Source organism: Nocardia sp. bgisy134, assembly GCF_057708325.1.
In genome coordinates, this window is the sequence record NZ_JBYIRW010000019.1 from 43,435 (window position 1) to 64,324 (window position 20,890).

At 68.0% G+C, this 20,890-nt stretch carries 19 protein-coding genes; 7 read left to right on the forward strand and 12 right to left on the reverse strand.

Going from position 1 to position 20,890, the window contains the following annotated elements; genetic code table 11:
- The 3 genes from AC3ERS_RS28475 to AC3ERS_RS28485 are packed head-to-tail and all read right to left on the reverse strand — an operon-like array spanning position 1 to position 3,536.
- Complete coding sequence (locus AC3ERS_RS28475; RefSeq protein WP_431971178.1) at positions 1-1,566, reverse strand: flavin-containing monooxygenase; 1,566 nt, start codon at positions 1,564-1,566, stop codon at positions 1-3.
- An 18-nt stretch (positions 1,567-1,584) separates the two neighbouring features.
- The gene (locus tag AC3ERS_RS28480; protein WP_431971179.1) at positions 1,585-2,574 is read right to left on the reverse strand and encodes an AurF N-oxygenase family protein; all 990 of its coding nucleotides are present in this window, start codon (positions 2,572-2,574) and stop codon (positions 1,585-1,587) included.
- Positions 2,571-3,536, reverse strand: coding sequence for a diiron oxygenase (locus AC3ERS_RS28485; RefSeq protein ID WP_431971180.1), 966 nt, complete (start codon positions 3,534-3,536; stop codon positions 2,571-2,573). Before AC3ERS_RS28485 ends, AC3ERS_RS28480 begins: the two co-directional genes overlap by 4 nt.
- Before the next feature lie 194 nt (positions 3,537-3,730).
- Here AC3ERS_RS28485 and AC3ERS_RS28490 point away from each other — a divergent pair, with 194 nt between their 5' ends.
- Together AC3ERS_RS28490 and AC3ERS_RS28495 are read left to right on the forward strand one after the other, a co-directional pair.
- Positions 3,731-4,066 carry a DUF4873 domain-containing protein gene (locus AC3ERS_RS28490; RefSeq protein ID WP_431971181.1) on the forward strand — a complete coding sequence of 112 codons (336 nt, stop codon included), beginning with the start codon at positions 3,731-3,733 and terminating at the stop codon, positions 4,064-4,066.
- 24 nt (positions 4,067-4,090) lie between these two features.
- Positions 4,091-4,819 carry a TetR/AcrR family transcriptional regulator gene (locus tag AC3ERS_RS28495; RefSeq protein WP_431971319.1) on the forward strand — a complete coding sequence of 243 codons (729 nt, stop codon included), beginning with the start codon at positions 4,091-4,093 and terminating at the stop codon, positions 4,817-4,819.
- A gap of 172 nt (positions 4,820-4,991) precedes the next feature.
- Here the strand turns inward: AC3ERS_RS28495 and thiD are convergent, their stop codons facing one another.
- Positions 4,992-5,837 (reverse strand): bifunctional hydroxymethylpyrimidine kinase/phosphomethylpyrimidine kinase, encoded by an 846-nt coding sequence (gene thiD / locus AC3ERS_RS28500; RefSeq protein WP_431971182.1) that lies wholly within the window; start codon positions 5,835-5,837, stop codon positions 4,992-4,994.
- Between the two features lie 76 nt (positions 5,838-5,913).
- On the opposite strand from thiD, the gene AC3ERS_RS28505 reads away from it, so the two are divergent.
- Positions 5,914-7,062 carry a GTP-binding protein gene (locus tag AC3ERS_RS28505; protein WP_431971183.1) on the forward strand — a complete coding sequence of 383 codons (1,149 nt, stop codon included), beginning with the start codon at positions 5,914-5,916 and terminating at the stop codon, positions 7,060-7,062.
- A 208-nt stretch (positions 7,063-7,270) separates the two neighbouring features.
- On the opposite strand, the gene AC3ERS_RS28510 is transcribed toward AC3ERS_RS28505, so the two are convergent.
- Both AC3ERS_RS28510 and AC3ERS_RS28515 read right to left on the reverse strand, forming a co-directional pair.
- A complete protein-coding gene (locus tag AC3ERS_RS28510) occupies positions 7,271-7,894 on the reverse strand; it encodes an NAD(P)-dependent oxidoreductase (protein WP_431971184.1) in 624 nt (207 codons plus the stop codon).
- A gap of 161 nt (positions 7,895-8,055) precedes the next feature.
- A complete protein-coding gene (locus tag AC3ERS_RS28515) occupies positions 8,056-9,141 on the reverse strand; it encodes an epoxide hydrolase family protein (protein WP_431971185.1) in 1,086 nt (361 codons plus the stop codon).
- A 90-nt stretch (positions 9,142-9,231) separates the two neighbouring features.
- Here AC3ERS_RS28515 and AC3ERS_RS28520 point away from each other — a divergent pair, with 90 nt between their 5' ends.
- On the forward strand, positions 9,232-9,879 hold the full coding sequence (locus tag AC3ERS_RS28520) for a TetR/AcrR family transcriptional regulator (protein WP_431971186.1): 648 nt from the start codon (positions 9,232-9,234) through the stop codon (positions 9,877-9,879).
- A gap of 215 nt (positions 9,880-10,094) precedes the next feature.
- Complete coding sequence (locus AC3ERS_RS28525; RefSeq protein WP_431971187.1) at positions 10,095-10,502, forward strand: VOC family protein; 408 nt, start codon at positions 10,095-10,097, stop codon at positions 10,500-10,502.
- Between the two features lies 1 nt (position 10,503).
- Here the strand turns inward: AC3ERS_RS28525 and AC3ERS_RS28530 are convergent, their stop codons facing one another.
- Positions 10,504-11,298: a thioesterase family protein gene (locus AC3ERS_RS28530; protein ID WP_431971188.1), complete on the reverse strand. Its 795-nt coding sequence runs from the start codon at positions 11,296-11,298 to the stop codon at positions 10,504-10,506.
- A 296-nt stretch (positions 11,299-11,594) separates the two neighbouring features.
- On the reverse strand, positions 11,595-12,839 hold the full coding sequence (locus tag AC3ERS_RS28535) for a KasA/KasB family beta-ketoacyl-ACP synthase (protein WP_431971189.1): 1,245 nt from the start codon (positions 12,837-12,839) through the stop codon (positions 11,595-11,597).
- Between the two features lie 39 nt (positions 12,840-12,878).
- Between AC3ERS_RS28535 and AC3ERS_RS28540 the strand changes: the two genes are divergently transcribed.
- On the forward strand, positions 12,879-13,433 hold the full coding sequence (locus AC3ERS_RS28540) for a TetR family transcriptional regulator (RefSeq protein WP_431971190.1): 555 nt from the start codon (positions 12,879-12,881) through the stop codon (positions 13,431-13,433).
- Positions 13,434-13,599: 166 nt separating this feature from the next.
- On the opposite strand, the gene thiC is transcribed toward AC3ERS_RS28540, so the two are convergent.
- From thiC to AC3ERS_RS28555, 3 genes are all read right to left on the reverse strand, one after another.
- On the reverse strand, positions 13,600-15,243 hold the full coding sequence (thiC, locus tag AC3ERS_RS28545) for a phosphomethylpyrimidine synthase ThiC (protein WP_431971192.1): 1,644 nt from the start codon (positions 15,241-15,243) through the stop codon (positions 13,600-13,602).
- A gap of 240 nt (positions 15,244-15,483) precedes the next feature.
- Positions 15,484-15,957: a VOC family protein gene (locus AC3ERS_RS28550; RefSeq protein ID WP_431971193.1), complete on the reverse strand. Its 474-nt coding sequence runs from the start codon at positions 15,955-15,957 to the stop codon at positions 15,484-15,486.
- 94 nt (positions 15,958-16,051) lie between these two features.
- Positions 16,052-17,446 (reverse strand): lipase family protein, encoded by a 1,395-nt coding sequence (locus AC3ERS_RS28555; RefSeq protein ID WP_431971194.1) that lies wholly within the window; start codon positions 17,444-17,446, stop codon positions 16,052-16,054.
- Positions 17,447-17,538: 92 nt separating this feature from the next.
- Here AC3ERS_RS28555 and AC3ERS_RS28560 point away from each other — a divergent pair, with 92 nt between their 5' ends.
- Complete coding sequence (locus AC3ERS_RS28560) at positions 17,539-18,222, forward strand: TetR/AcrR family transcriptional regulator (RefSeq protein WP_431971195.1); 684 nt, start codon at positions 17,539-17,541, stop codon at positions 18,220-18,222.
- A gap of 12 nt (positions 18,223-18,234) precedes the next feature.
- On the opposite strand, the gene AC3ERS_RS28565 is transcribed toward AC3ERS_RS28560, so the two are convergent.
- Positions 18,235-20,523, reverse strand: a complete 2,289-nt coding sequence (locus AC3ERS_RS28565) for an MMPL family transporter (protein ID WP_431971196.1) — start codon at positions 20,521-20,523, stop codon at positions 18,235-18,237.
- Positions 20,524-20,890: the final 367 nt, after the last annotated feature.

Sequence of the window (20,890 nt, forward strand, 5' to 3'; positions counted from 1 at the left end):
TCAGCTACCGGTGATCGTGGTCGGGAAGGTTTGGGCGGGACGGTTTTCCAGCACGACGGTCGGTCGCGCCGGGACGCTCGGCGCGGGTCCGATGAACTCGTACTCGTCCGGCCGCAGCCGCCTGGTCTGTAGCCAGTACTGCCAGGTGAAGCCGGACCACAGCGTTCGGTTGTTGCCGTGCTCGTCCAGATACCAGCTGCGGCAGCCGCCGGTGTTCCACACCGAGCGGCCCAGCTTCCGCTGGAGTTCGGCGTTGAAGTGGTCCTGCGCCGTCCGCCGGGGCACCAGCGCCGCCGCGCCGCGCGCTCGCACCTGCAGGATCGCGTCCAGCACGTAGTGGATCTGCGACTCGATCATGAAGATGACCGAGTTGTGGCCGAGCCCCGTGTTCGGGCCGAGCAGGAAGAAGGCATTCGGCATGTCCGCCACGGTGATCCCGCGGTGTGCCTGCACGCCCTCCACGGTCCAGCGCGCGGCCAGGTCGACGCCGTCGCGGCCGGTGATGGACAGGGTGGTGAACGAATCGATGACATGGAATCCGGTGCCGTAGACGATCACGTCGGCCGGGTGCTCGACGCCGTCCGCGGTGACGATGCCCCCGGCGGTGAAGTGGTCGATGCGGTCGGTGACCACCGTCGTCTTGGGATCGGCCAGCGCCGGATAATAGGTGTCCGAGCCGAGCAATCGCTTGCAGCCCGCGCGGTAGTCGGGCGTCACCGCGGCGCGCAGCGCGGGATCGGCGATCTGGCGCGCGATGTGCCGCTTGCCGAACCATTCCAGCGTCTTCAGCAGGTCGGGCCTGCGGGTCATCGCGTAGGCGGCGACCTCCGCGCCCCAGTAGATGCCGTTGCGCAGCGCGAAGCGCAGTCCGGGCACCCGTCGCAGCGCGGTGCGGAACCGATCGGAGAAGACGACGTCGGCGCGCGGCAGCACCCACGGTGCGGTGCGCTGGAACACCGTCAGCGCGCCCACTTCGTCCACGATCTCCGGCACGAACTGGATCGCGCTCGCCCCGGTCCCGATCACCGCCACCCGCTTGCCGCGCAGGTCGGCCCCGTGGTCCCACTGCGCCGAATGGAAGGCGGCGCCCCCGAATTCGGAACTGCCCGGGAACTGCGGGATGCTCGGAATGTGCAGCGCTCCGATGGCCGAGACGATGAAACGCGCGACGTACTCCTGGCCGTCGGCGCCGAACGCGTGCCAGCGCCGTTCGTCCTCGGCCCAGTACCCGCGAACCATGTGCTCGCCGAATCGGATACGGTGGCGCAACCGATACTTGTCCGCGACTTCCTGGAGATAGTCGAAGATCTCCGGCTGCTCGGAGAACAGCCGTCGCCAATTCGAGCGTGGCTCGAAGGAATACGAGTACAGGTGGGTCGGCACATCGCAGGCGCAGCCCGGATACGTGTTGTCTCGCCAGGTGCCGCCGATGTCGTCGGCCTTCTCCACGATCAGGTAGTCGCCGAGTCCCGCCTTGTCCAGCGCGATCCCCATGCCGAGGCCGGAGAATCCACTGCCGATGATCAGTACCCCGGTGCGCACCGGAGCCGAATGCCGCGCCGACATAGCATCACTTCCCTCGGGTCATGCCGCCGCGCGGCGGTCGAGGTCGTCGAGAATGTCCTGCGGCACACTGCGCGACATGCGGTAGAGCCGCCGCGTCACCGCGCCGTCGAGCATGCCCACCTCGTGGGCGAAACGCAGCAGCGGCTCGCCCGCGAAGGTCGCGTTCACCTGGAAGTTCGGTGAGGTGAACGCGGCGAGGAAGCCGCGTAGCGGATCGATGCCCACCGACCGGTACACGCGCGGATTGATCAGCACGGGATACACGCCGAGCACCATCACCGCGAAGACCACGCGGTGGAAGGCGTTGGACACCTTGCCGCGCGCCTCGATGGCGCGCACCAATTCCTCACGGGCGTAGGTGATGTGGCGCGCCTCCTCCAGCACGTGGATCTTCATCAGCTGGCGCACATGGGGTTGCAGGTCCGGATCGTTCATGGCCTCACGCTGCAACCGGTCCAAGATCTCCTCGATCAACAGGGTGCCCGCGTAAGCAGAAGGGCCGAGCGGGATGAAGGCGGCGAGGCGGCCGAGCTTGCGCCCGGTCTTCGGCAGCAGATACGGCCGCAGTCCGGTGAGATTCACCAGGCGGCTGAACATCGTGGAATGCCTCGTCTCCTCGCCGATCTCGGCGAGCGCGTAGCGGGTGTGATCGTCCACCAGCTGCTCGCTCTCCAGCACGGTGCGCAAGAGCATCGTGCTCAGCCCCGCCTCCGCGAAGATGCCGAAGCTGAGCACGCTGACCAGCTCGTGCAGTCCGAGTTCGGTGCGCTGCTCCGGGGTGAGTCGTTCCCACAGCGCGGTGCCGTACAGCGACTGCCGGTGTTCCGGCATCCAGTGCTTGCCCGGCTCGATCGGCGCGTCCCAATCGATGTCGACCTCGCCGTCGTAGGCGCGCTCGGCGGAGGAGCGCAGCAGGCGCTGGGCTGTCTTCTGCCGGTCGCCGACGGTCTTGCGACGTACCGTCGAGGCGCCCGCGGTGGTGACGATGGGTTCGGCTTCGGTGGTCATCGCACCGCTCTCCCGTTCGTGATCGAGCGAACGTCCGACATGCCCTGGGGCCGGTGCGTTTCGCGGAGGAAATCGCGCACGGTCGCCGTCGCGGCGCGTGCGTTGCGTCGATAGGCGCCGGTGGTGACCGCGGCCGCGGCGCCGGCGAGCGGATGGATGCCGACGGCGCGATACACCGCCGGGTGCACGAGCGTCGCGTAGGCGACGGCGACCACGGCGCTGAGCATCCAACGATGCAATGCAGCGCGAATCGGGCCGCGAGAGTCGATGGCGCGCAACAACTCCGCGCGCGTCGCCTCGATGTGGCGCGCGCTGGAGGCGGCGTGCAGCACGGCCAGCTGGCGCAGGTGGGGCTGGATGTCCGGATCGGCGGTGAGCTCGCGCAGCAGCTGAGCCGCCATCTCCTCGACGAGCAGGCGGAAGCCGAGCGCGGTGGGACCGTCCGGGATCCACAGCGTGAGCTTGGTCAGCGCGCGCAGCGGCGCGGGCAGCCGGTAGGGCGGCAGGCCGGTCGCGTTGATCAGCCTGCTGTACATGGTGGAGTTGCGGCTCTCGTCGTGAATCGCCGCGAGCGTGAATCGCGTGTGATCGTCGACGGGATCGCGGCTTTCGATGACGTCGCGGAACATCAGCATGGACAGCATCGACTGCGCGTAGATGCCGATGCCGAGCATGCTGACCAGCTCGTGCTTGCCGAGTTCGCGCCGCTGCTCGGGGGTCAGCCGCTCCCAGAGCCTGCTGCCGTACAGCGAAACACGTTCCGGCGGAAGCCAATGCTTCGCGGGATCGGGCGCCGCGTCCCAGTCGATGTCGAGATCGGGATCGTAGGCGGCCGCGGCGGCGCCCGCGAACAGCAGCCGCCGCGCGGTGGTCTGCCGATCGCCGATATGACGGCGCCGCCGCACGGCCGCACCGGACGGCGTGGTGGCGGGCCGGAAGCCGTAGTCGTGGCTGGACGTCATTGTCCCCACCAGCTCTCTGTGCTGGGTTTCAATCCGCTGTGCCGGAACGGCGGAGGAACGAGGTTCCCGCGAATGCGGAACTCCTAGTACCCAGTACCGCTAGTTCCGTGTACATTGACGAGTGTGTCCTACGTCTCACTCGATGTCAACGGTCGAGGTCGAGTGGGGCCTTACGAGCGAACGCAGGAGCCGGGATGAACAACGCCTTCGCCGACAGTCCGCACGCGGGATCCGATTACCTGGGCGCGGCGACCCTCGTCGTGCACGGCCGCGAGATCCCGGTGCAGGTCGAACTACGCGGCTATCGGGAACCGATCGACGGCATCTACCGGTGGTTCGGCCGGATTCGCCCGAACGACGACCTCTCCGCCGCGCTCGGTGACGAGCCGCGCACCAGGGTCACCATCCGCACCGAACACAGCGCCCGCGAGGGCTATGTCGGCGATCCCGATCCGTGGCGGCGCTTTCGTATCACGGGCAAGAGCACCCCGCCTTTTCCGGTTCCGACCGAGTTGCCCGAGGTCGAGTAAGGAATTGGTACGGTCGGAGCCGTGATGCACAGCCGCCGGGAAATCGACAAGGCGCGGCCCAAGCGGGTCGACGCCCGCACCGAGCGGTGGCGTGCGCATCGGGTGAAGGTGCGTGACGAGTTCGTCGACGCGGCGTTCCGTGCGCTGGACAAGTTCGGCCCCGACGTCAGCATGGGCGATATCGCCAAGGAAGCGGGCGCCGCGAAGCCCAAGCTGTACCGGCACTTCGAGGACAAGACCGACCTCTACAACGCCATCGTCGACCGGGTGCGCGACATGCTGTGGGAGCGCATCATCTCGAGCATCGACCTCACCGACGACTCGGCTCGCGAACTGGTGCGCCGCGGCGCGGCGGAGTACGCCCTGGTGGTCACCGAGCACCCGAACGTCTTCCGTTTCATGCTGCACAGTCACTTCACCCAGCAGGCCGACGAGTCCGAGCGGGCGTTGCAATCGGCCAGGCAGTCGGCGCGCCGGGCCGCCGAGCTGTTCGCCGGTCTGGTCGAGGACGAGTCGATCGACGTGGCGAGTGTCGAGCTCGTCAACTATTCGATATTCGGTGCGGTCGCCTCGGCCACCGACTGGTGGCTCGGCGCGAATCGACTCCAGGCCAACACGATGCCGATCGAGAAGTTCGTCGCCTACATCGCCGAGATCGTCTCGGCGCTCGCCGAGGCCAACGCCCGTCTCAACGGCATCGTCATCGACGCCGATCTACCCCTGCACCGGGCCTTTTCGGCCGAATCGTCCTGACCCCGGAGTGCCGCCGCGGACGGCACAGGGGCCTTGCCGCGTCCACTGTGAACGCCGTTGTTCCTGGCCGAGCCGCGCCGTTGAGGCCGGCCGTGTTCGCGACAACCTCAGTATGGACCCGCCCACCGACAAGTTTTCGCGGCCGGACTGCTGGACGAACGAGGCGTGGACGTCAGGAGTGACGCAGCCGCCACAGCGGCGAGACCGGGCCGTGGCCCGCGCCGAGATCGTAGGAGGCGGCCAGGCATCGGCGGGTCCATTCCTTGGCGAACTCGACCGCCTCCGGCACCGGATAGCCGTGCGCGAGGGCGCAGGCGATGGCCGCCGCGAGGGTGTCGCCGCCGCCGTGGTCGTTACCGGTGGTGAGGCGCGGCGCGGTGAACTCGTGGAAGTTCTCGCCGTCGAAGAGCAGGTCGGTGCTCGTCTCGGAGGAGCGAAGGTGTCCGCCCTTCACGATCGCCCAGCGCGCGCCGAGCGCGTGCAGCGCCTCGGCCGCGCGTCGCGCCTCGGCCTGGTCGGTGACCGTGATTCCGGTGAGCAGCCGGACCTCGTCGAGGTTCGGCGTCACGACCGTGGCGAGCGGAATCAGCGTGTGGCGCAACGCATCCAGTGCCTCCATGTGCAGCAGCGGGTCGCCGTGCATGGACGCCGCCACCGGATCGACCACCAGCGGAATCGTGCCGTCGCGGCCGATGCCCACTTCGCGGCAGACCTCGGCGACCGCCTCGATGATGGCCGTCGAGGCGAGCATGCCCGTCTTGGCCGCGCCGACGCCGATATCGCCGACCACCGAACGCACCTGGTCGGCGACGATCTGCGGCGGAATTTCGTGGAAGCCGCTCACGCCCACCGAGTTCTGCACCGTCACCGCCGCGACCGCGACGCACGCGTGCACCCCGCACATCGCCATCGTGCGCGAGTCGGCCTGGATCCCGGCGCCGCCGCCGGAGTCGGTGCCTGCGATGGTGAGGACGCGGACCGGAGTCTGTCCGTCGGCGGGAAGGGGCAGCAGTTTCACAGTCCCGACCCTAACGCCTGGTGGGCGGTGCCCACCCGCCCGCTACGAAGCAAATGAAAACCATTACCATTAATCCGTGACCACTTCCACGCGCTCCGATCTGCTGCCCGTCACCGTGCTGTCCGGTTTCCTCGGGGCGGGCAAGACGACGCTGCTCAACCACATCCTGGCCAACCGCGAGGGCCGCCGGGTCGCGGTCATCGTCAACGACATGAGCGAGGTGAACATCGACGCGGCCCTGGTGGCGGGCCAGGGGCACCTGGACCGCACCGAGGAGAAGCTGGTCGAGCTCACCAACGGCTGCATCTGCTGCACGCTGCGCGAGGACCTCATCGAGGCGGTGGGCAGGCTGGCCAGGGAGGGGCGCTTCGATCAGCTGGTCATCGAATCGACGGGGATCTCCGAGCCGATGCCGGTGGCGGCGACCTTCGACTGGGAATTCGAGGACGGCTTCACACTCGGCGACATCGCGAGGCTGGACACCATGGTGACGGTCGTGGACGCCTCGACCTTCCTCGGCGAGCTGGTCCGCGGCCAGGCGCTGGCGGAACGGAATCTGGAGGCGGGCGAGGGTGACGAGCGCAGTATCGCCGATCTGCTGGTCGACCAGGTGGAATTCGCCGACGTGCTGTTGATCAACAAGACCGACCTGGTGAGCGCGAACGCCGCGGGGACGGTGGAAGCCACGGTGCGACGGCTGAATCCGCGCGCTCGCGTGCTGCGCATCGAGCGCGGCGTGGTCGAGCTGGGCGAGGTGCTCGGCACCGGACGGTACAACCCGGTGGTCGCGTCCGAGACGGCAGGTTGGGCGGAAGAGCTTGCGGGCGGCCATGTTCCGGAGACGGACGAGTACGGCATCCGCAGCATCACCTACACCGCCGAACGTCCGTTCCATCCGGGTCGATTGGCATCGGCTCTCGACCAGCTGCGAGCTATTCTGCGCAGCAAGGGATTCTGCTGGATCGCCAGCAGGGCGAGTCTGGCGGCGATCTGGTCGCAGGCCGGACCGAACCTGACCTTCGAGCCCGCCGCGTGGTGGTCCTCGCTGGAAGTGCCCGCGGGACAGGAGATCGTCTTCATCGGCGTGAAGCTGGACGGCGACCGGGTGCGCGCACTCTTGGACGCCGCATTGCTCACCGACGCCGAATTCACTGCGGGACCGGAGGTCTGGGCAGATTTCGACGACCCGTTCCCGGCGTGGGGCGAGCTGCACGAGCACGCCTGAATCGTGGTGGCCGCGCCGCTGAAGTGCCGCGTCCGCTTTCCCGGCGCCGCTCGGGAACCGAACCTGCCGCGACCCACGCGCGATTGAGGGGGCGTGGGTCGCGGCAGGTGATCGCACACAGGTTTCACACGCCCCACATAAGCATTGGCGCTGTGAGGGGCGTGTGGCCTGTGTGGGAACTGCCGTCGATCGCTTTCGATGCGCGGCATCAGTGCGAGATGCCTGGCGTCCGGCGCAGATAAGTCGAATCGGTGAGCTGTTCGAGCAGGAATTCGGCGATGTCGGCCCGTGCGATCTTGAGCGTGAGGCCGCGCTCGGAGCCCGGGAAAGCGCGGCGGTAGCTGCCGGTGCGCGGGCCGTCGGTGAACGCGCTCGGCCGCACGATGGTCCAGTCCAGGTCGCTGGCCCGCACGTACGCCTCCTGCTCGACGTGGTCGTTGTAGGCGCGGCGCAGCAGCATGCCGAAGAACACGTGCTTCCACAGGAAGTTGAGGTTGTCGCGGCTGTCGCCGACGCCGAGGGTGCTCTGGCAGATCAGCCGCTTCACCCCGGTCCGGTGCATCGCCTCCACGACCGACTTGGTTCCGGCGTAGCGCACCAGGCCCTTGCGGCCGTCGCCGAGCGCGATCAGCACCGCGTCCTGACCGGCGACCGCCCGCTCGGCCTGGTGCGTGTCGAAGACGTCGCCCTCCACCACGCGCAGGCGCGGGTGTCGCTGGGTGACGCCCGCCGCGTTGCGGGTGAAGGCGGTGACCTCGTGGCCCTGCTCGAGCGCCTGCTCGACGACCAGGCGGCCGACGCTGCCGGTGGCTCCGAAGACTGCGATTTTCATGGTGTTCTCCCTTGCGGTGAAAGCTGGTGTGCCGTTGGTGAATCCAGTACATCAACGCGAAGCGAGACGAACCATGGCCGTGACTCTCGATGACATAAGCGAACGTCCACACGCCCCCGGTGCACATCCGGGACGGATGTGCACCGTTTCGGGGTGCGGGGTTACCGGTACGTCGCGAAGAACGAGCTGATCTCACCCGCGATCAACTCGGGCGCCGAGTGGTGCAGGTAGTGGGTCGCCACCTCGTGGGTCCGCCAGGACGCGATGGCCTTGTGGTCGCGCTCGGCGAAGCGGCGGATGCCGTGGAAATCGCCGGTGGAGCCGCAGAGCCCCAACGGCACGGTGGTCGGCTCGGACGGATGCTGCGCCTTGGCGTTCTCGAAGTACTGCCGGATCGCCGTGCCCGCGGTGCCGGTGAACCAGTGGATCGCGATGTTGGTGAGCACGAATTCGTCGTCCAGCTCGGGGCCGAGCAGCTGGGCGTTCCAGCCGACGAGCCCGGTCGGCGAATCCGTGATCGCGTGCGCCAAGGTCTGGGGCTGCTGCGCCTGGAGGATGTTGAAGCTCATCTTGTTCTGCGCGAACCACTCCAGCGTCGCCAGCGACTGCTGCTCCTCCTCGGTCAGATCGGTCAGCTCGGCCGGATCGCCGGACGGGAACGAGTACACCTGCGAGACATGCACGCCCGCAACGTGTTCGGGATCGATCCGGCCGACCTCCGCGGAGATCTGCGCACCGCCGTCGTTGCCGACCGCGCCGTAGCGGGAGTACCCGAGCCTGCTCATCAGCTCCGCCCACGCCTTGGCGATCCGGGCGTTGTCCCAGCCGGATTCCTTTGTCGGGCCGGAGAATCCGTACCCCGGGACGGACGGGATCACCAGGTCGAAGCCCGCGGCGGAGAGCGGCTCTATGATGTCGAGGAACTCGACGAAGGTGCCCGGCCAGCCGTGGCTGAGGATCAGCGGGAAGGCGTTGTCCCGAGACGATTTCACGTGCAGGAAGTGCACGGTCTGGCCGTCGATCTCGGTGGTGAACTGAGGGTGGGCGTTGAGCTTCGCCTCGATCGCGCGCCAGTCGAAGCCGGTGCGCCAGTAGTCGACCAGGTGACGGACGCGATCGACGCTCACGCCATAGGCATCGCCGGAGCCGGGGATCTGATCGGCCCACCGGGTGCGGGCCAGCCTCGACTGGAGATCGTCGAGCTCGGCCTGCGGGATGTCGATGCGGAAGGGGGTGATGGCGACCATCGGATGCTCCTCGTTTTTGAAACGGAATGCTTCGTTCTGTTCAAACAGTAACAGAACGGATCATTCCGTTTCAAGTGCTAGGCTGAAGTCATGCCGAAGACGCAAGAAGTCCCAGCTCGCAAGGGCCTGCCCGGCCGCAAGGCGCAGGCCGCCCGCAACGACGGGCTGATTCTGGACGCGGCGCGAGCCGTGTTCCTCGCCGACGCCAACGCCCCGATCGCCGCCGTCGCCGAGCGCGCGGGCGTCGGCATCAGCGCGCTGTACCGCCGCTATCCGAGCAAGGAAGTGCTGCTGCGCACCCTCTGCCACGAAGGGCTGCGCCGCTACAACGCGGAAGCGGATGCGGCACTGGAGGATTCGGACGGCTGGCGCGGGCTGGTCGGGTTCCTGGAGCGGGTGGTCGACGCCGACGTGCACTCGTTGACCGTGCGCCTGGCGGGCACCTTCACACCCGACGACGCGATGTGGCCCGACGTGCTGCACTCGGGCGAGGTCAACGCCGAATTGATCCGTCGCGCGCACGCCTCCGGGCGGCTACGGGCGGAAGTGAATCCGCAGGACCTGGGGCTGATCCTGGAGGCTTGCTCGGCGATCGCCATGCCGGACGCGGAACGCACCGCCGAGCTGCGCAGGCGGACGCTGGCGCTGCTCGTCGCGGGTCTCGAGGCGGAGGGTGACCTGCCGGGGCCGCCGCCGGAGCCGGGTGAATTCGCTTGGCGCTGGCAGCCGCGCGTTTGAATGCGCGCCCGCGACTCCGTCTGTGGCAGCTGCGGCACGAGTGCCAGGCACACCACCGTCCGTGGCATGCCTACGGTGGTTGACAGAACATTGCCGCACCAGAGCAATCGATCGACGCTCGCTCAGCAAGCGATGGCGGCCGCGTGTCGGAATGCGGCGCGGCGCCCGGCGGGCTGGTAGGAACGACGCATTCGTCGGACGCAAAGGGGTTCGCCATGAATTGGACGCTCGAGGTGGTCGTGGTTCCGGTCTCGGACATCGACCGGGCCAAGGACTTCTACGCGTGGCAGTTGGGCTTCACCGTCGACCACGACACCGAGATCGGCGACGACATCCGCATCGTGCAGCTGACCCCGCCGGGTTCCGGCTGCTCGATCGTGATCGGCAAAGGTGCGGTGCCCTCGATGACGCCCGGTTCGTTGCAGGGCTTGCAGCTGGTTGTCCCCGACCTCCACAAGGCGCGCGCCGAATTGGTCGAGCGCGGTGTGGAGGTCGGCGAGATCCAGGTGCTCGGTGAGAGCCCGACGACAATGCCGGACCCACTCGACAACGTCGGGTTCGTCTTCTTCGCGGACCCCGACGGCAACGGCTGGGCAATCCAGCAGATCTCGACTCGGGCCTAACTCACCGAGTGCCGAGGTAGAGCGTCTGGGTGCTGCGCCCGAGCGGGCCCTTCTCGTCGAACAGCGCCGACTCGGCCAGGCCGATGCCGTGCGGCTGGGGATAGGTGACCGCGTCGAGGCAGACCCATTCGCCCACCGGCTGGCGGTGCAGGGTGACGGTGAGATCGGTGTTGATGAACAAGTAGCGCGACCAGTCGAGCACCGAGCTCACGCCGTTGCCCGAATCGGCGGCGGCCAGCGTCCTCTCCAGCGGACTCGGATCGGTGCCTGCGACGATCGGATACTTCAGCCGGATCCAGCAGATCGCGGGCCCGGGTTCTTCGAAAGCGCCGGTGACGAAACGGTATTCGATGGCGGTGTGGAAGCCGACCTCGTGCGCGGCGGGGAAGGGAGCGGGAGCGGGCGCGTGCTCCGGACCGGGACGCACGCCCGTCGGCTGGATCTTCTCGGGCAGCGACAGTTCGGGTTCGGCCAGCTTGAATCGCCACGCATTGGCCTTCATCACCGGACCGCGCTCGGTGGACAGCGTCGCCTCCAGCAACTCCACACTGCGCCCCGGCCGGGTGACGCGGGCCTCGGCGATCAGCGGCTCCAGCGGCACGGGTCCCAGGATCTCCACCGCGACCCGCCCGATCTGGAATCCCTCGCGCGGCTCGCACCGCTCGATGACGTGGCCGAGCAGCGCCGACGGCGGGCCCGCGTGCTGCGCGTCGGGTGACCACGGCCCGCGCGTGAGTTCGGTGGAGAGAAACCGCTGCGGGTCGTCCGGATCCGGGAGGTAGAAGGCGTCACTCACGACTCCGCCTCGCTGACGCTCGGCTGCGTCGTGCGTGACAGCACACTGTGTCGATGGTTCGCTCGCTGACGCTCGCTCACGTTGTCGTCCGTCCCTCGGACCGGCGCCGCTGCCGGTCATCGAATAGTTCGTCCGGTTAACGATTCTGCCACGCAGGCCGAGTGGTCTGGTCTGCCGTATACCGCGCTCGGCGGCGCGACGCTCGAGTCGCGGCCCGTGCCACATCCCGTGCGTGCCGCACAGAGCCGGCAGCTCTGTGGGCGCGGGTGGGGCGAGTTCTGTCCTGGGCAGGGGGGTCAGGCGCGGCCGAAGGTCAGCGCGACGTTGTGGCCGCCGAAGCCGAAGGAGTTGTTCACCGCGTAGTCGATCCGCTGCCGTCGGGGCGCGCCCGCGACGATGTCGAGATCGATGTCGGGAGCCTGGTTGTCGAGGTTGAGGGTGGGCGGGACGACCTGGTCGCGCAGCGTGAGCATCGTCAGGATGGATTCGAGCGCGCCGACCGCGCCGATGGAATGCCCGAGCGCGGATTTCGGTGCGTAGACCGAGGCGTGCGGGGTGACGGCGGCGATGGCGTTGGCTTCCGAGGCGTCGCCGATCGGTGTCGAGGTGGCGTGCGCGTTGACGTGGGCGATGTCGGAAGCGTTCAGTCCGGCCGTCTCGATGGCCTTGCGCATGGCGCGGGCCGCGCCGATGCCCTCCGGGTCGGAGGCGACGATGTGGAAGGCGTCGGAGGTGATGCCCGCGCCTAGCACCCGCGCGTGGATCTCGGCGCCGCGCGCCCTGGCGTGCCGCTCGGACTCCAGCACCATGAGCGCGCCCGCTTCGCCGAAGATGAACCCGTCGCGATCCCGGTCGAAGGGGCGCGAGGCGCGTTCGGGTTCCTCGTTGCGGGTGCTCATGGCGCGCATCATCGCGAAGCTCGCGATCGGCACGGCGTGGATGTGCCCCTCGACGCCGCCGGTGACCACCACGTCGGCCTCGCCGGAACGGATCAGCCGCCACGCGTGCGCGACGGCCTCCGAGCCCGAGGAGCACGCCGATACGGGCGCGAAAATGCCTGCCTTGGCGCCGATTTCGAGACCGACCGTGGCGGCGGGACCGTTCGGCATCACCATCGGCACCGACATCGGAGACACCTTTCGGTAGCCGCCCGCGCGCATGGCGTCGACGGCATCGATCAGTGCGTCGCCGCCGCCGAGGCCGGTGCCGATGGCCACCGCCAGCCGCTCACCCTCGACCTCCGGTGCGCCCGCGGCCTGCCAGACCCGCCTGCCGAGGACCAAGGCCAACTGCTCGACGTAGGAGTGCCTGCGCTGCTCGATCCTGCTCAGCTGCGCGGACGGATGCGCCTTCAGCTTGCCTCCGATGCGGACCGGCAGGTCGTACTCGGCGACGAAATCGTCGTCGAGCACGCCGATGCCCGTCTGTCCTCGCAACAGCTCCGACCAGGTCGTATCCATGTCGTCGGCGAGCGAAGTGGTGGCCGCGTAGGCGGTGACGACGACGGAGTCCGCAGTTTCTGAAGCGAGTGTTACAGTCACGATGTCATGAATACCTGTAGCACTCGCTACAGTCAACTCATGGCCCGCCCACTCGACCACGCCAAACGCGCCGAACTCCTCTCCGGCGTCGTCGACTACATCGCCGCGCACGGCCTCGCCGAACTCTCGCTGCGCCCGCTCGCCGCCGAACTCGGCACCAGCTCGCGCATGCTCATCTACTACTTCGACACCAAGGAAGAACTGCTGGTCCAAGCCCTGGCCACCCAGCGCCCGAACATCAGAGCCCTGTTCGCCGACATCGCCGACGCCCCCGCCCTGCGCGCCCGCCTGTGGGATTTCTGGCGCGCCAACACCACCGGCGCCGGCGCGACCAGCGTCAAGGTGATGCTCCAAGTGCTCGGCGCGGCCTGCGCCTCCAACGGCCCCTACGCCGACTATGCCACCGACGCCATCGGCACCTTCGTCGCCGCGCTCGCCGACGGGTTGCGCAGGTTCAACGTAGATGACGCGGAAGTTATTGCGACTCTCCTGGTTTCAGGCTTACGCGGCATACTTCAAGATCGCATCATCACGGGAGACGTCAGCCGGACCGACAAGGCCGCGCACCGTCTGATCGAGAGCACCGTGCGCTAGGTTCGCTGTTCCGGCGTTCCCACACAGCGCGTGCACCCCTCGCATAGGCACCGCCTATGTAGGGCGAACGGCAAGCGTGTGACGTTGGACTGGCGCAGGGTCGCGCCCACAACGGCAAACGCCCGCCCAGACCGGCGAGGTCGGGACGGGCGCAACCGAGAAGGAACTACGAAACCACCGGCAGGTAAACCTGTTTCCCGTGGTCGGCGAACTCGGCGGATTTCTCCGCCATGCCTGCTTCGATGGCCTCCACGTCGGTGAGGTTGTTCTTCTCCGCGTATTCGCGCACGTCGGCGGAGATGCGCATGGAGCAGAACTTCGGGCCGCACATGGAGCAGAAGTGGGCGGTCTTGGCGGGTTCCGCAGGCAGGGTCTCGTCGTGGTACTCCCGTGCGGTGTCGGGGTCGAGCGAGAGGGCGAACTGGTCGCGCCAGCGGAATTCGAAACGGGCCTTGGACAATTCGTTGTCGCGCTGCTGAGCGTGCGGGTGACCCTTGGCGAGGTCGGCGGCGTGCGCGGCGATCTTGTAGGTGATCACGCCGACCTTGACGTCGTCGCGGTTGGGCAGGCCGAGGTGTTCCTTGGGTGTGACGTAGCAGAGCATGGCCGTGCCCGCCTGGGCGATGATCGCGGCGCCGATGGCCGAGGTGATGTGGTCGTAGGCGGGCGCGATGTCGGTGGCCAGCGGGCCGAGGGTGTAGAACGGCGCCTCCTCGCACAGCTCCTCCTCGAGCCGCACGTTCTCCACGATCTTGTGCATCGGCACGTGTCCGGGGCCTTCGATCATCACCTGCACGCCATGGGATTTCGCGATCTTCGTCAGCTCGCCCAGGGTGCGCAGCTCGGCGAACTGGGCCTCGTCGTTGGCATCCGCGATGGAGCCGGGACGCAGGCCGTCGCCGAGGGAGAAGGTCACGTCGTACTTCGCCAGGATCTCGCAGAGTTCCTCGAAGTGGGTGTACAGGAACGACTCGCGATGGTGGGCAAGACACCACGCGGCCATGATGGAGCCGCCGCGCGAGACGATGCCGGTGACCCGCTTGGCGGTCAACGGGATGTAGCGCAGCAGCACGCCCGCGTGCACGGTCATGTAGTCCACGCCCTGCTCGCACTGTTCGATGACAGTGTCGCGGTAGATCTCCCAGGTGAGCTGGGTCGGATCGCCGTTCACCTTCTCCAGCGCCTGGTAGATCGGCACGGTGCCGACCGGGACCGGGGAGTTGCGCAGGATCCACTCGCGGGTCTCGTGGATGTTCTTGCCGGTGGACAGGTCCATGATGGTGTCCGCGCCCCAGCGGGTGGCCCACACCATCTTCTCCACCTCCTCGGCGATGGAGGAGGACACCGCGGAGTTGCCGATATTGGCGTTGATCTTCACCAGGAACTTCTTGCCGATGATCGTCGGCTCCAGCTCCGGGTGCTTGTGGTTGGCCGGGATCACCGCGCGCCCGGCCGCGACCTCCTCGCGCACCAGCTCGGGCTCGACGCCCTCGCGTCCGGCGATGAACCGCATCTCCGGGGTGACGATTCCCTGCCGCGCCCACGCCAGCTGGGTGGGCGGGCCGTCCACCTGCGGCTTGGCCCAGGTGTCGCGCAGCTTGGGCAGCCCGGCCTCGAGGTCGATGGCCGCGTTGTCGTCGGTGTACGGGCCCGAGGTGTCGTAGACGTCGAAGGTGTCACCGTTGGTGAGATTGATCCGACGCACCGGAATGCGCAGGTCGTCGACTTCCTGGTAGTGCTTGACGCTGCCCTCGATGGGGCCGGTGGTCACGGTGTCGACGGGCGCGGCGGCGCCGTTGGCGGTGGCCATGCTTCTCCTCCCTACGCCGGCATTACCCGGTCAGGTTCATACGGTCGACGGCCCTTACCGCCCTCTTGGGCTAGCCGTCCTCTCAGCCCGCTGGTGCGAGCCCCCGTTGGCGATGTGAAATTTCCCGGTCGACCATACCCGCCCGCCGCGCGGACACGCCCGGCGATGACCCGAACCCGCGCGCGTCCACGTAGCCCAGCGCCTCACCGCGCGGGGATTCGGGGAGGTGAAATGCGGTGGTCAGACCGCCTCGTAGGCGTCCCGCATGGCCTGCACGTCGATCTTCTTCATGCCCAACATGGCCTTGGTGGCGCGCGCGACGGCGGCGGGATCGCCCTTCATCAGCTCGTTGGCCTGCACCGGCCAGATCTGCCACGGGATGCCGTACCTGTCGTTGAGCCAGCCACACTCGATCTCCTGGCCGCCGTCGGCGAGCAGCGCGAGCCACAGGCGGTCGACCTCGACCTGGCTTTCGCAGTTGACCAGCAGCGACATGGCGTGCGTGTAGTGGTACTCGCCGCCGCCGTTGATGGCGGTGAACTTCTGACCGTTCAGTTCGAAGTCGACGACCATGGCGAGTCCGGCCTCGCGCGGCCCCGCCTCGCCGTAGTACTGGATGTCGGTGATCTTGGAGTCCGGGAAGAGCGAACAGTAGAACTTCGCCGCCTCCTCGGCCTGGGTGTCGTACCAGAGGTTCGTGACGATCTTCTGCATGGCCATCTCCTGACGTGGGTCGTTCCTCGCCTGTGCAGACTTCCCAGTCCGGCCGAATTCATCGCACCATCCAGAAGGAAATGTGCGGCCTGGATCAGCGTTCGCTGGGACCGATCGGGAACCCGAGTGCGCCGAAGCCGGCGTTCAGATTGATCTCGAGCTGACTCAGCAGCGCGTCGACGTCGGCGAGCATGGAGACCACATTGTCGGTCCGGCAGCCGACCTGGTCCGGCGCGTTCGGCGCCAGCCTCTCCTTCAGCCAGTCGAAGGTGTCGGCCATGCCGAGCGACGGCAGCGTCAGATGCTCGCTGAGGTGGTCGCGTTTGTAGACGACGGAGGCGCCGTTCGCGCAATACCGTTGGGCGAGAGAGTCGTTGGTCCACACCGGCACCGCTTCGTCGAAGACGCCTTGGTACAGGTGGATCGGTGTGGTCGGGGTGTTGCCACCCAGCACCGTCGCATCGAACACCTCGCGGATCTCCGGCAGCGCCAGGTAGTCGGCAATCGGAATCGTCAGCAGCCGTTGGTAATCGACGAACATCTGGGTGAGCGCGTTGCGCGGTAGGCACTGCGCGTTGGTGCGGTCGAGCAGCGCACGGCCCTCGGGCGTGAGATGCCGGTAGGTCACCTCGTGGAAGCTCGGATAGGCGTTGGACAGCGAGGCGATTCCGATGCCGATCAGACTGGCGAACATGGATCCGTTGACGTGCAGCAACGATTCGACATCCGAGACGGGCGCACCCAGCGCCGCGCCCTTCAGGTTCAGCTCCGGGGCGTAGCTCGGCTGCATCTCGGCGGCCCACCCGGTGGCCATTCCGCCGCCGGAGTAACCCCAAAGGGCCACCGGCGTATTCGCACCGTCCAGGCCAATCGGCTCGAATCGTTGTGCGGCCCTGATCCCGTCGAGCGTCATGTACCCGGGTTCCTTGGCGACCGCGAGATGACCGGACGGGCCTTCGTAGTCCGGAATCGACACGGCCCAGCCCTGGCTGATCAGTGCGGCCAGCGCGATCAGCTCGCTGTTGGAATGGATGCCCTCGACGCCGGGCAGTCCCGCACCCTGCCGCAATACGTACGACGGTGCGCAGGAAGGGCTTGCGCTGTCGTAGTAGAACTGGAGCGACACCAGCGGGCGCGAGCGGGTCGGGTCCGCGCCCGCCGGAAGTACCACGGTCGTGACCGCGACGGCGGGTTCGTCGAACAGGTCGGTCGTGCGATACAGCAACTGCCAGGAACGCACGTTCAACGGCAGCAGCGTGAGCACGGCGAGTCGCACCTCGCGGGAGCGGAGGACGGTCCCGGGCTCGGCGCTCGCGAAGTCCTGCGGCGGCTCGTAGAACGAATCATGTTGCGGCAGTGGCATAGCCACCGCGACGGAGAGCGACCCACCGACCGCCAGCGCGACGCCAACGGTAACGATCACCGCGGCGACGACGGCGCGCACGAACGTGGGGCGCCTTCCGGCCGAATCGCCTTCGATCACCGACATCTCGGTCCCTCCTCATCGGTACAGCGATTACAGCACGGGTTCCGATTGCCAACAAGACTTCTTTCTGAAACCACTCCGGCTATCGTCGTGAGATGACCCGCAGCACACCCGCCGCGCGGCCCGGCCCGGCTCCGGCCCGGCGCCGGATTCGCGGCCTCGACGCCGAGCAGCGCAGCGCGCAGCGTCGCAGTCAACTGCTGGAGGCCGCGACCGAACTGTTTGCCGAACAGAGCTTTTCGGGTACTTCGATAGAACAGATCTGTCAGCGCGCCTACGTCGGCACGAAGGGGTTCTACGATCACTTCGACAGCAAGGAAGCCTGCTACGTCGCACTACTCGAGCTGATCACGGCGCAGATCCAGCAACGCGTGGCCGAGGTGGCGGCGGAGGTGGCGGGACGCGACTGGTCGCAGCGCGCCGCGGCGGTCATCGGCGCGTTCGTGCACGCGATCGCCGACGACCCGCGCCTGGCGAAGGTGACTTTCGGTGAGGCGGGCGGTATTTCACCGGCGGTGGAGAAGCAGCGCCGCGGCAACCGGCGTTGGGCGGCGGCGTTCCTGGACGGTGAGTGGTCGGCGGGTCCCGCGGCGGACGAGCGGGCTCAGCGCAGGCGGCTGGCCCTCGCTCTGGCCACCATCGGCGGCATGTTCGAGCTGGTCGCCGATTGGCTGCACCATCACGACGACGGGGGCGCGCGCGACGATGTGCAGACGTTGATCGACGACCTGACCGAATTCGTCGGCGTGGTCTACCTCGGACGCGGCATGCAGTCGTAATCCCCTGCGGTGCTATTCGCGAACCGCGGCGGGTACCGGATCGGCTTCGGCCCCGGTCGCCGGGGTGACGCCCGTGTCTCGCGGCGTCGGAACCTCTGATTCCTCGGACAGACCGAAGCGCCTGTGCAGCGCCGCAAGGGGTTTCGGCGCCCACCAGTTGGCGGTACCCATCACCCGCATCAGCGCGGGTGCGAGCAGCGCGCGGATCACCGTGGCATCGCTGAGCACCGCGAGCGCGCACCCGATGCCGAACAGTTTCATGGCCGCGACACCGGAACTGGCGAGCGCGAGAAAGACGATGCTCATCAACAATGCGGCGGCGGTGAAGATCCGGCCGGTCCTGGCCACGCCCATGGCGACGGCGTGGGTGTTGCCCGCCGCGGTCTTCTCGCCCGCCAGCCACTCCTCCCTGATTCGGGAGAGCAGGAACACCTCGTAGTCCATCGACGCGCCGAACGCGAGGCTGAACATCAGGATCGGCATCGCGAGGTCGAGCTTGCCGGTCGGGGTGAAGCCGAGCGGGCCGGACAGGTGCCCGTCCTGGAATATCCACACCATCGCGCCGAAGGTCGCGGCCAGCGAAAGAATGTTGAGCAGAAGGGCTTTCACCGGAAGCAGCAGACTGCCGGTGAAGAGGAACAGCAGGATCAAGGTGGTGACGGCGATGAGCGCGGCGGCGAGCGGGAGCCGGTCCGCGATCGCGGAGACCGAATCCTGGTTCAGCGCGGCGGCGCCGCCGAAGAGCACGTCGCCGGGCGCGGGGATCGCCCGGAACTGGGCGAGCTGATCCTTGCCGTCCGTCGAGTACGGATCGAGGCGGGTCCCAATGGACAGGAAAGCGCCCTCCGCGCCGGACATTCCGGGCGGTGCTGCGGCCGCGCGCAGTCCGTTGACGTAGACGCCTTCGCTCGACAGCACCGCAGGCACGTCGGCCACCTTGGACAGCGCCGCGGCGTATGCCCCGAGCTCGGCCTGGCCGCCGTGGAATCCGGGCAGCACCGCGTAGGCGCTCGCGCCGAGATCGGCGGAGAAGTCGCTGCGCAGCGCGTCGCCGACCTGGCGGCTCGGCGCGGACTGCGTCAGCGCGCGATCATCCGGGTAGCCGAAATGCGCGGACAGGAAAGGTGATCCGAGCAGCAGCAGCGCGATGGTCGTGATCACCGCGACCGGAGCGGCGCGCTTCATCACGCCGACGACCCACCGGTACCACAGGCTGCGCTCCGGCGCCTGCTCCGCGGGGCCGGGCCGACCGAGCATGCGGCGCAGCGGGACCCGCAGGTCCAGCGCGTTCACCCGCTCGCCGACCAGCACCAGAATCGCGGGCAGCACGATGACCGCGGCGCCTGCCGCCGCCGCGACCACCGCCATCCCCGCATAGGCGAACGACTTGAAGAAGTACTGCGGGAACACGGCGAGCGCCGCCAGCGAAAGCGCGACCACAAGAGCCGAATACACCACGGTGCGGCCTGCGGTCTGGATCGAGCGCACCACGGCCGCGCCGGAATCCAGGCCGCGGGCCAGCTCCTCCCGGTATCGGCTGACGATGAACAGGCTGTAGTCGATGGCCAGTGCGAGACCGAGCGCGGTGGTCATGTTCAGCGCGTACATCGAGACGTCGGTGACCGCCGTCAGCGCCCGAAGAATGCCGAGCGCGGCGGCGATGGCGAACAGGCCGATCGCGATCGGCAGCGCGGCGGCGACCACACTGCCGAACACCAGGATCAGCAAGAGCCCGGTCAGCGGCACCGCGATGGCCTCCGCGACGATCAGGTCCTCGCTGATCTGGGAGTTCATGTCCGCGAAAACGGCGGCCAGCCCGCCCGCGCGAACGGTGACGCCATCGCCGCTGGTCTGCACCGTCTCGCTGATCTTCGCGGCGCGCTCGCTGAGCTCACCGTCGTCGCCCTCGATACTGGCCACGACGATCCCGCTGTGCCCGTCCCTGCCGCGCAGCGCCTGCGCCAGGTCCGGCCGCGCCGACCAGTACGACTGGATGCCGCTGACCTCGGGATAAGTGCGCAGCTGGTCGGTCGCTCGCTGCGCTGCCGCCTTCGCCGCCGCGCTGTCGACCCCGTCCTCGGCGGTGATGAGCAGGATGTAGTTCGGGTCCCCGCCGGTGAAATGGTCGGCGATGAAGTCGGCGGCCTCGACCGACTCCAGGTCCCGAGTGACGAACCCGCCGGACTTCATGTGCGACTGCGCGGTCGCCCCGAACAGGCCGCACAGCAGCATGAGCAGCAGCGCGAGGCCGAGAACGACGCGCGGGCGCGCGACGGCGAACCGTGCGAGGGTGGTCAACATTGCCGCGGGCTCCCGTCCGATGGGTGATTCACCCGAACGGTAAACCGGTGGGTCGATCCAACTGAATCGGCGGGGGTGGTGATGCTGGCCACGTCTTGGGCTAAAAGTGCGTGGCGTCACGTTCTGTGCTGCTGGGCTATTTCCCGACGCGAGGTCGATGGTGGGCGGGCGCGAGCCCGCACAAAGACCCAGCCCGGCAAGCGAAGACCTGGGTAGGCGGATCCGCTGCGAACGGTGAGCGACGCGCACAGTCGACCAAACGCGCGCGCGACTCGAAACCCAGCCAAGCTGCTACCCATCCGCTGGGCGGGCGCACTCGCTGCGAACTACGAATACTGCGACCGCAATCCACAAGCAAGCGCCACAC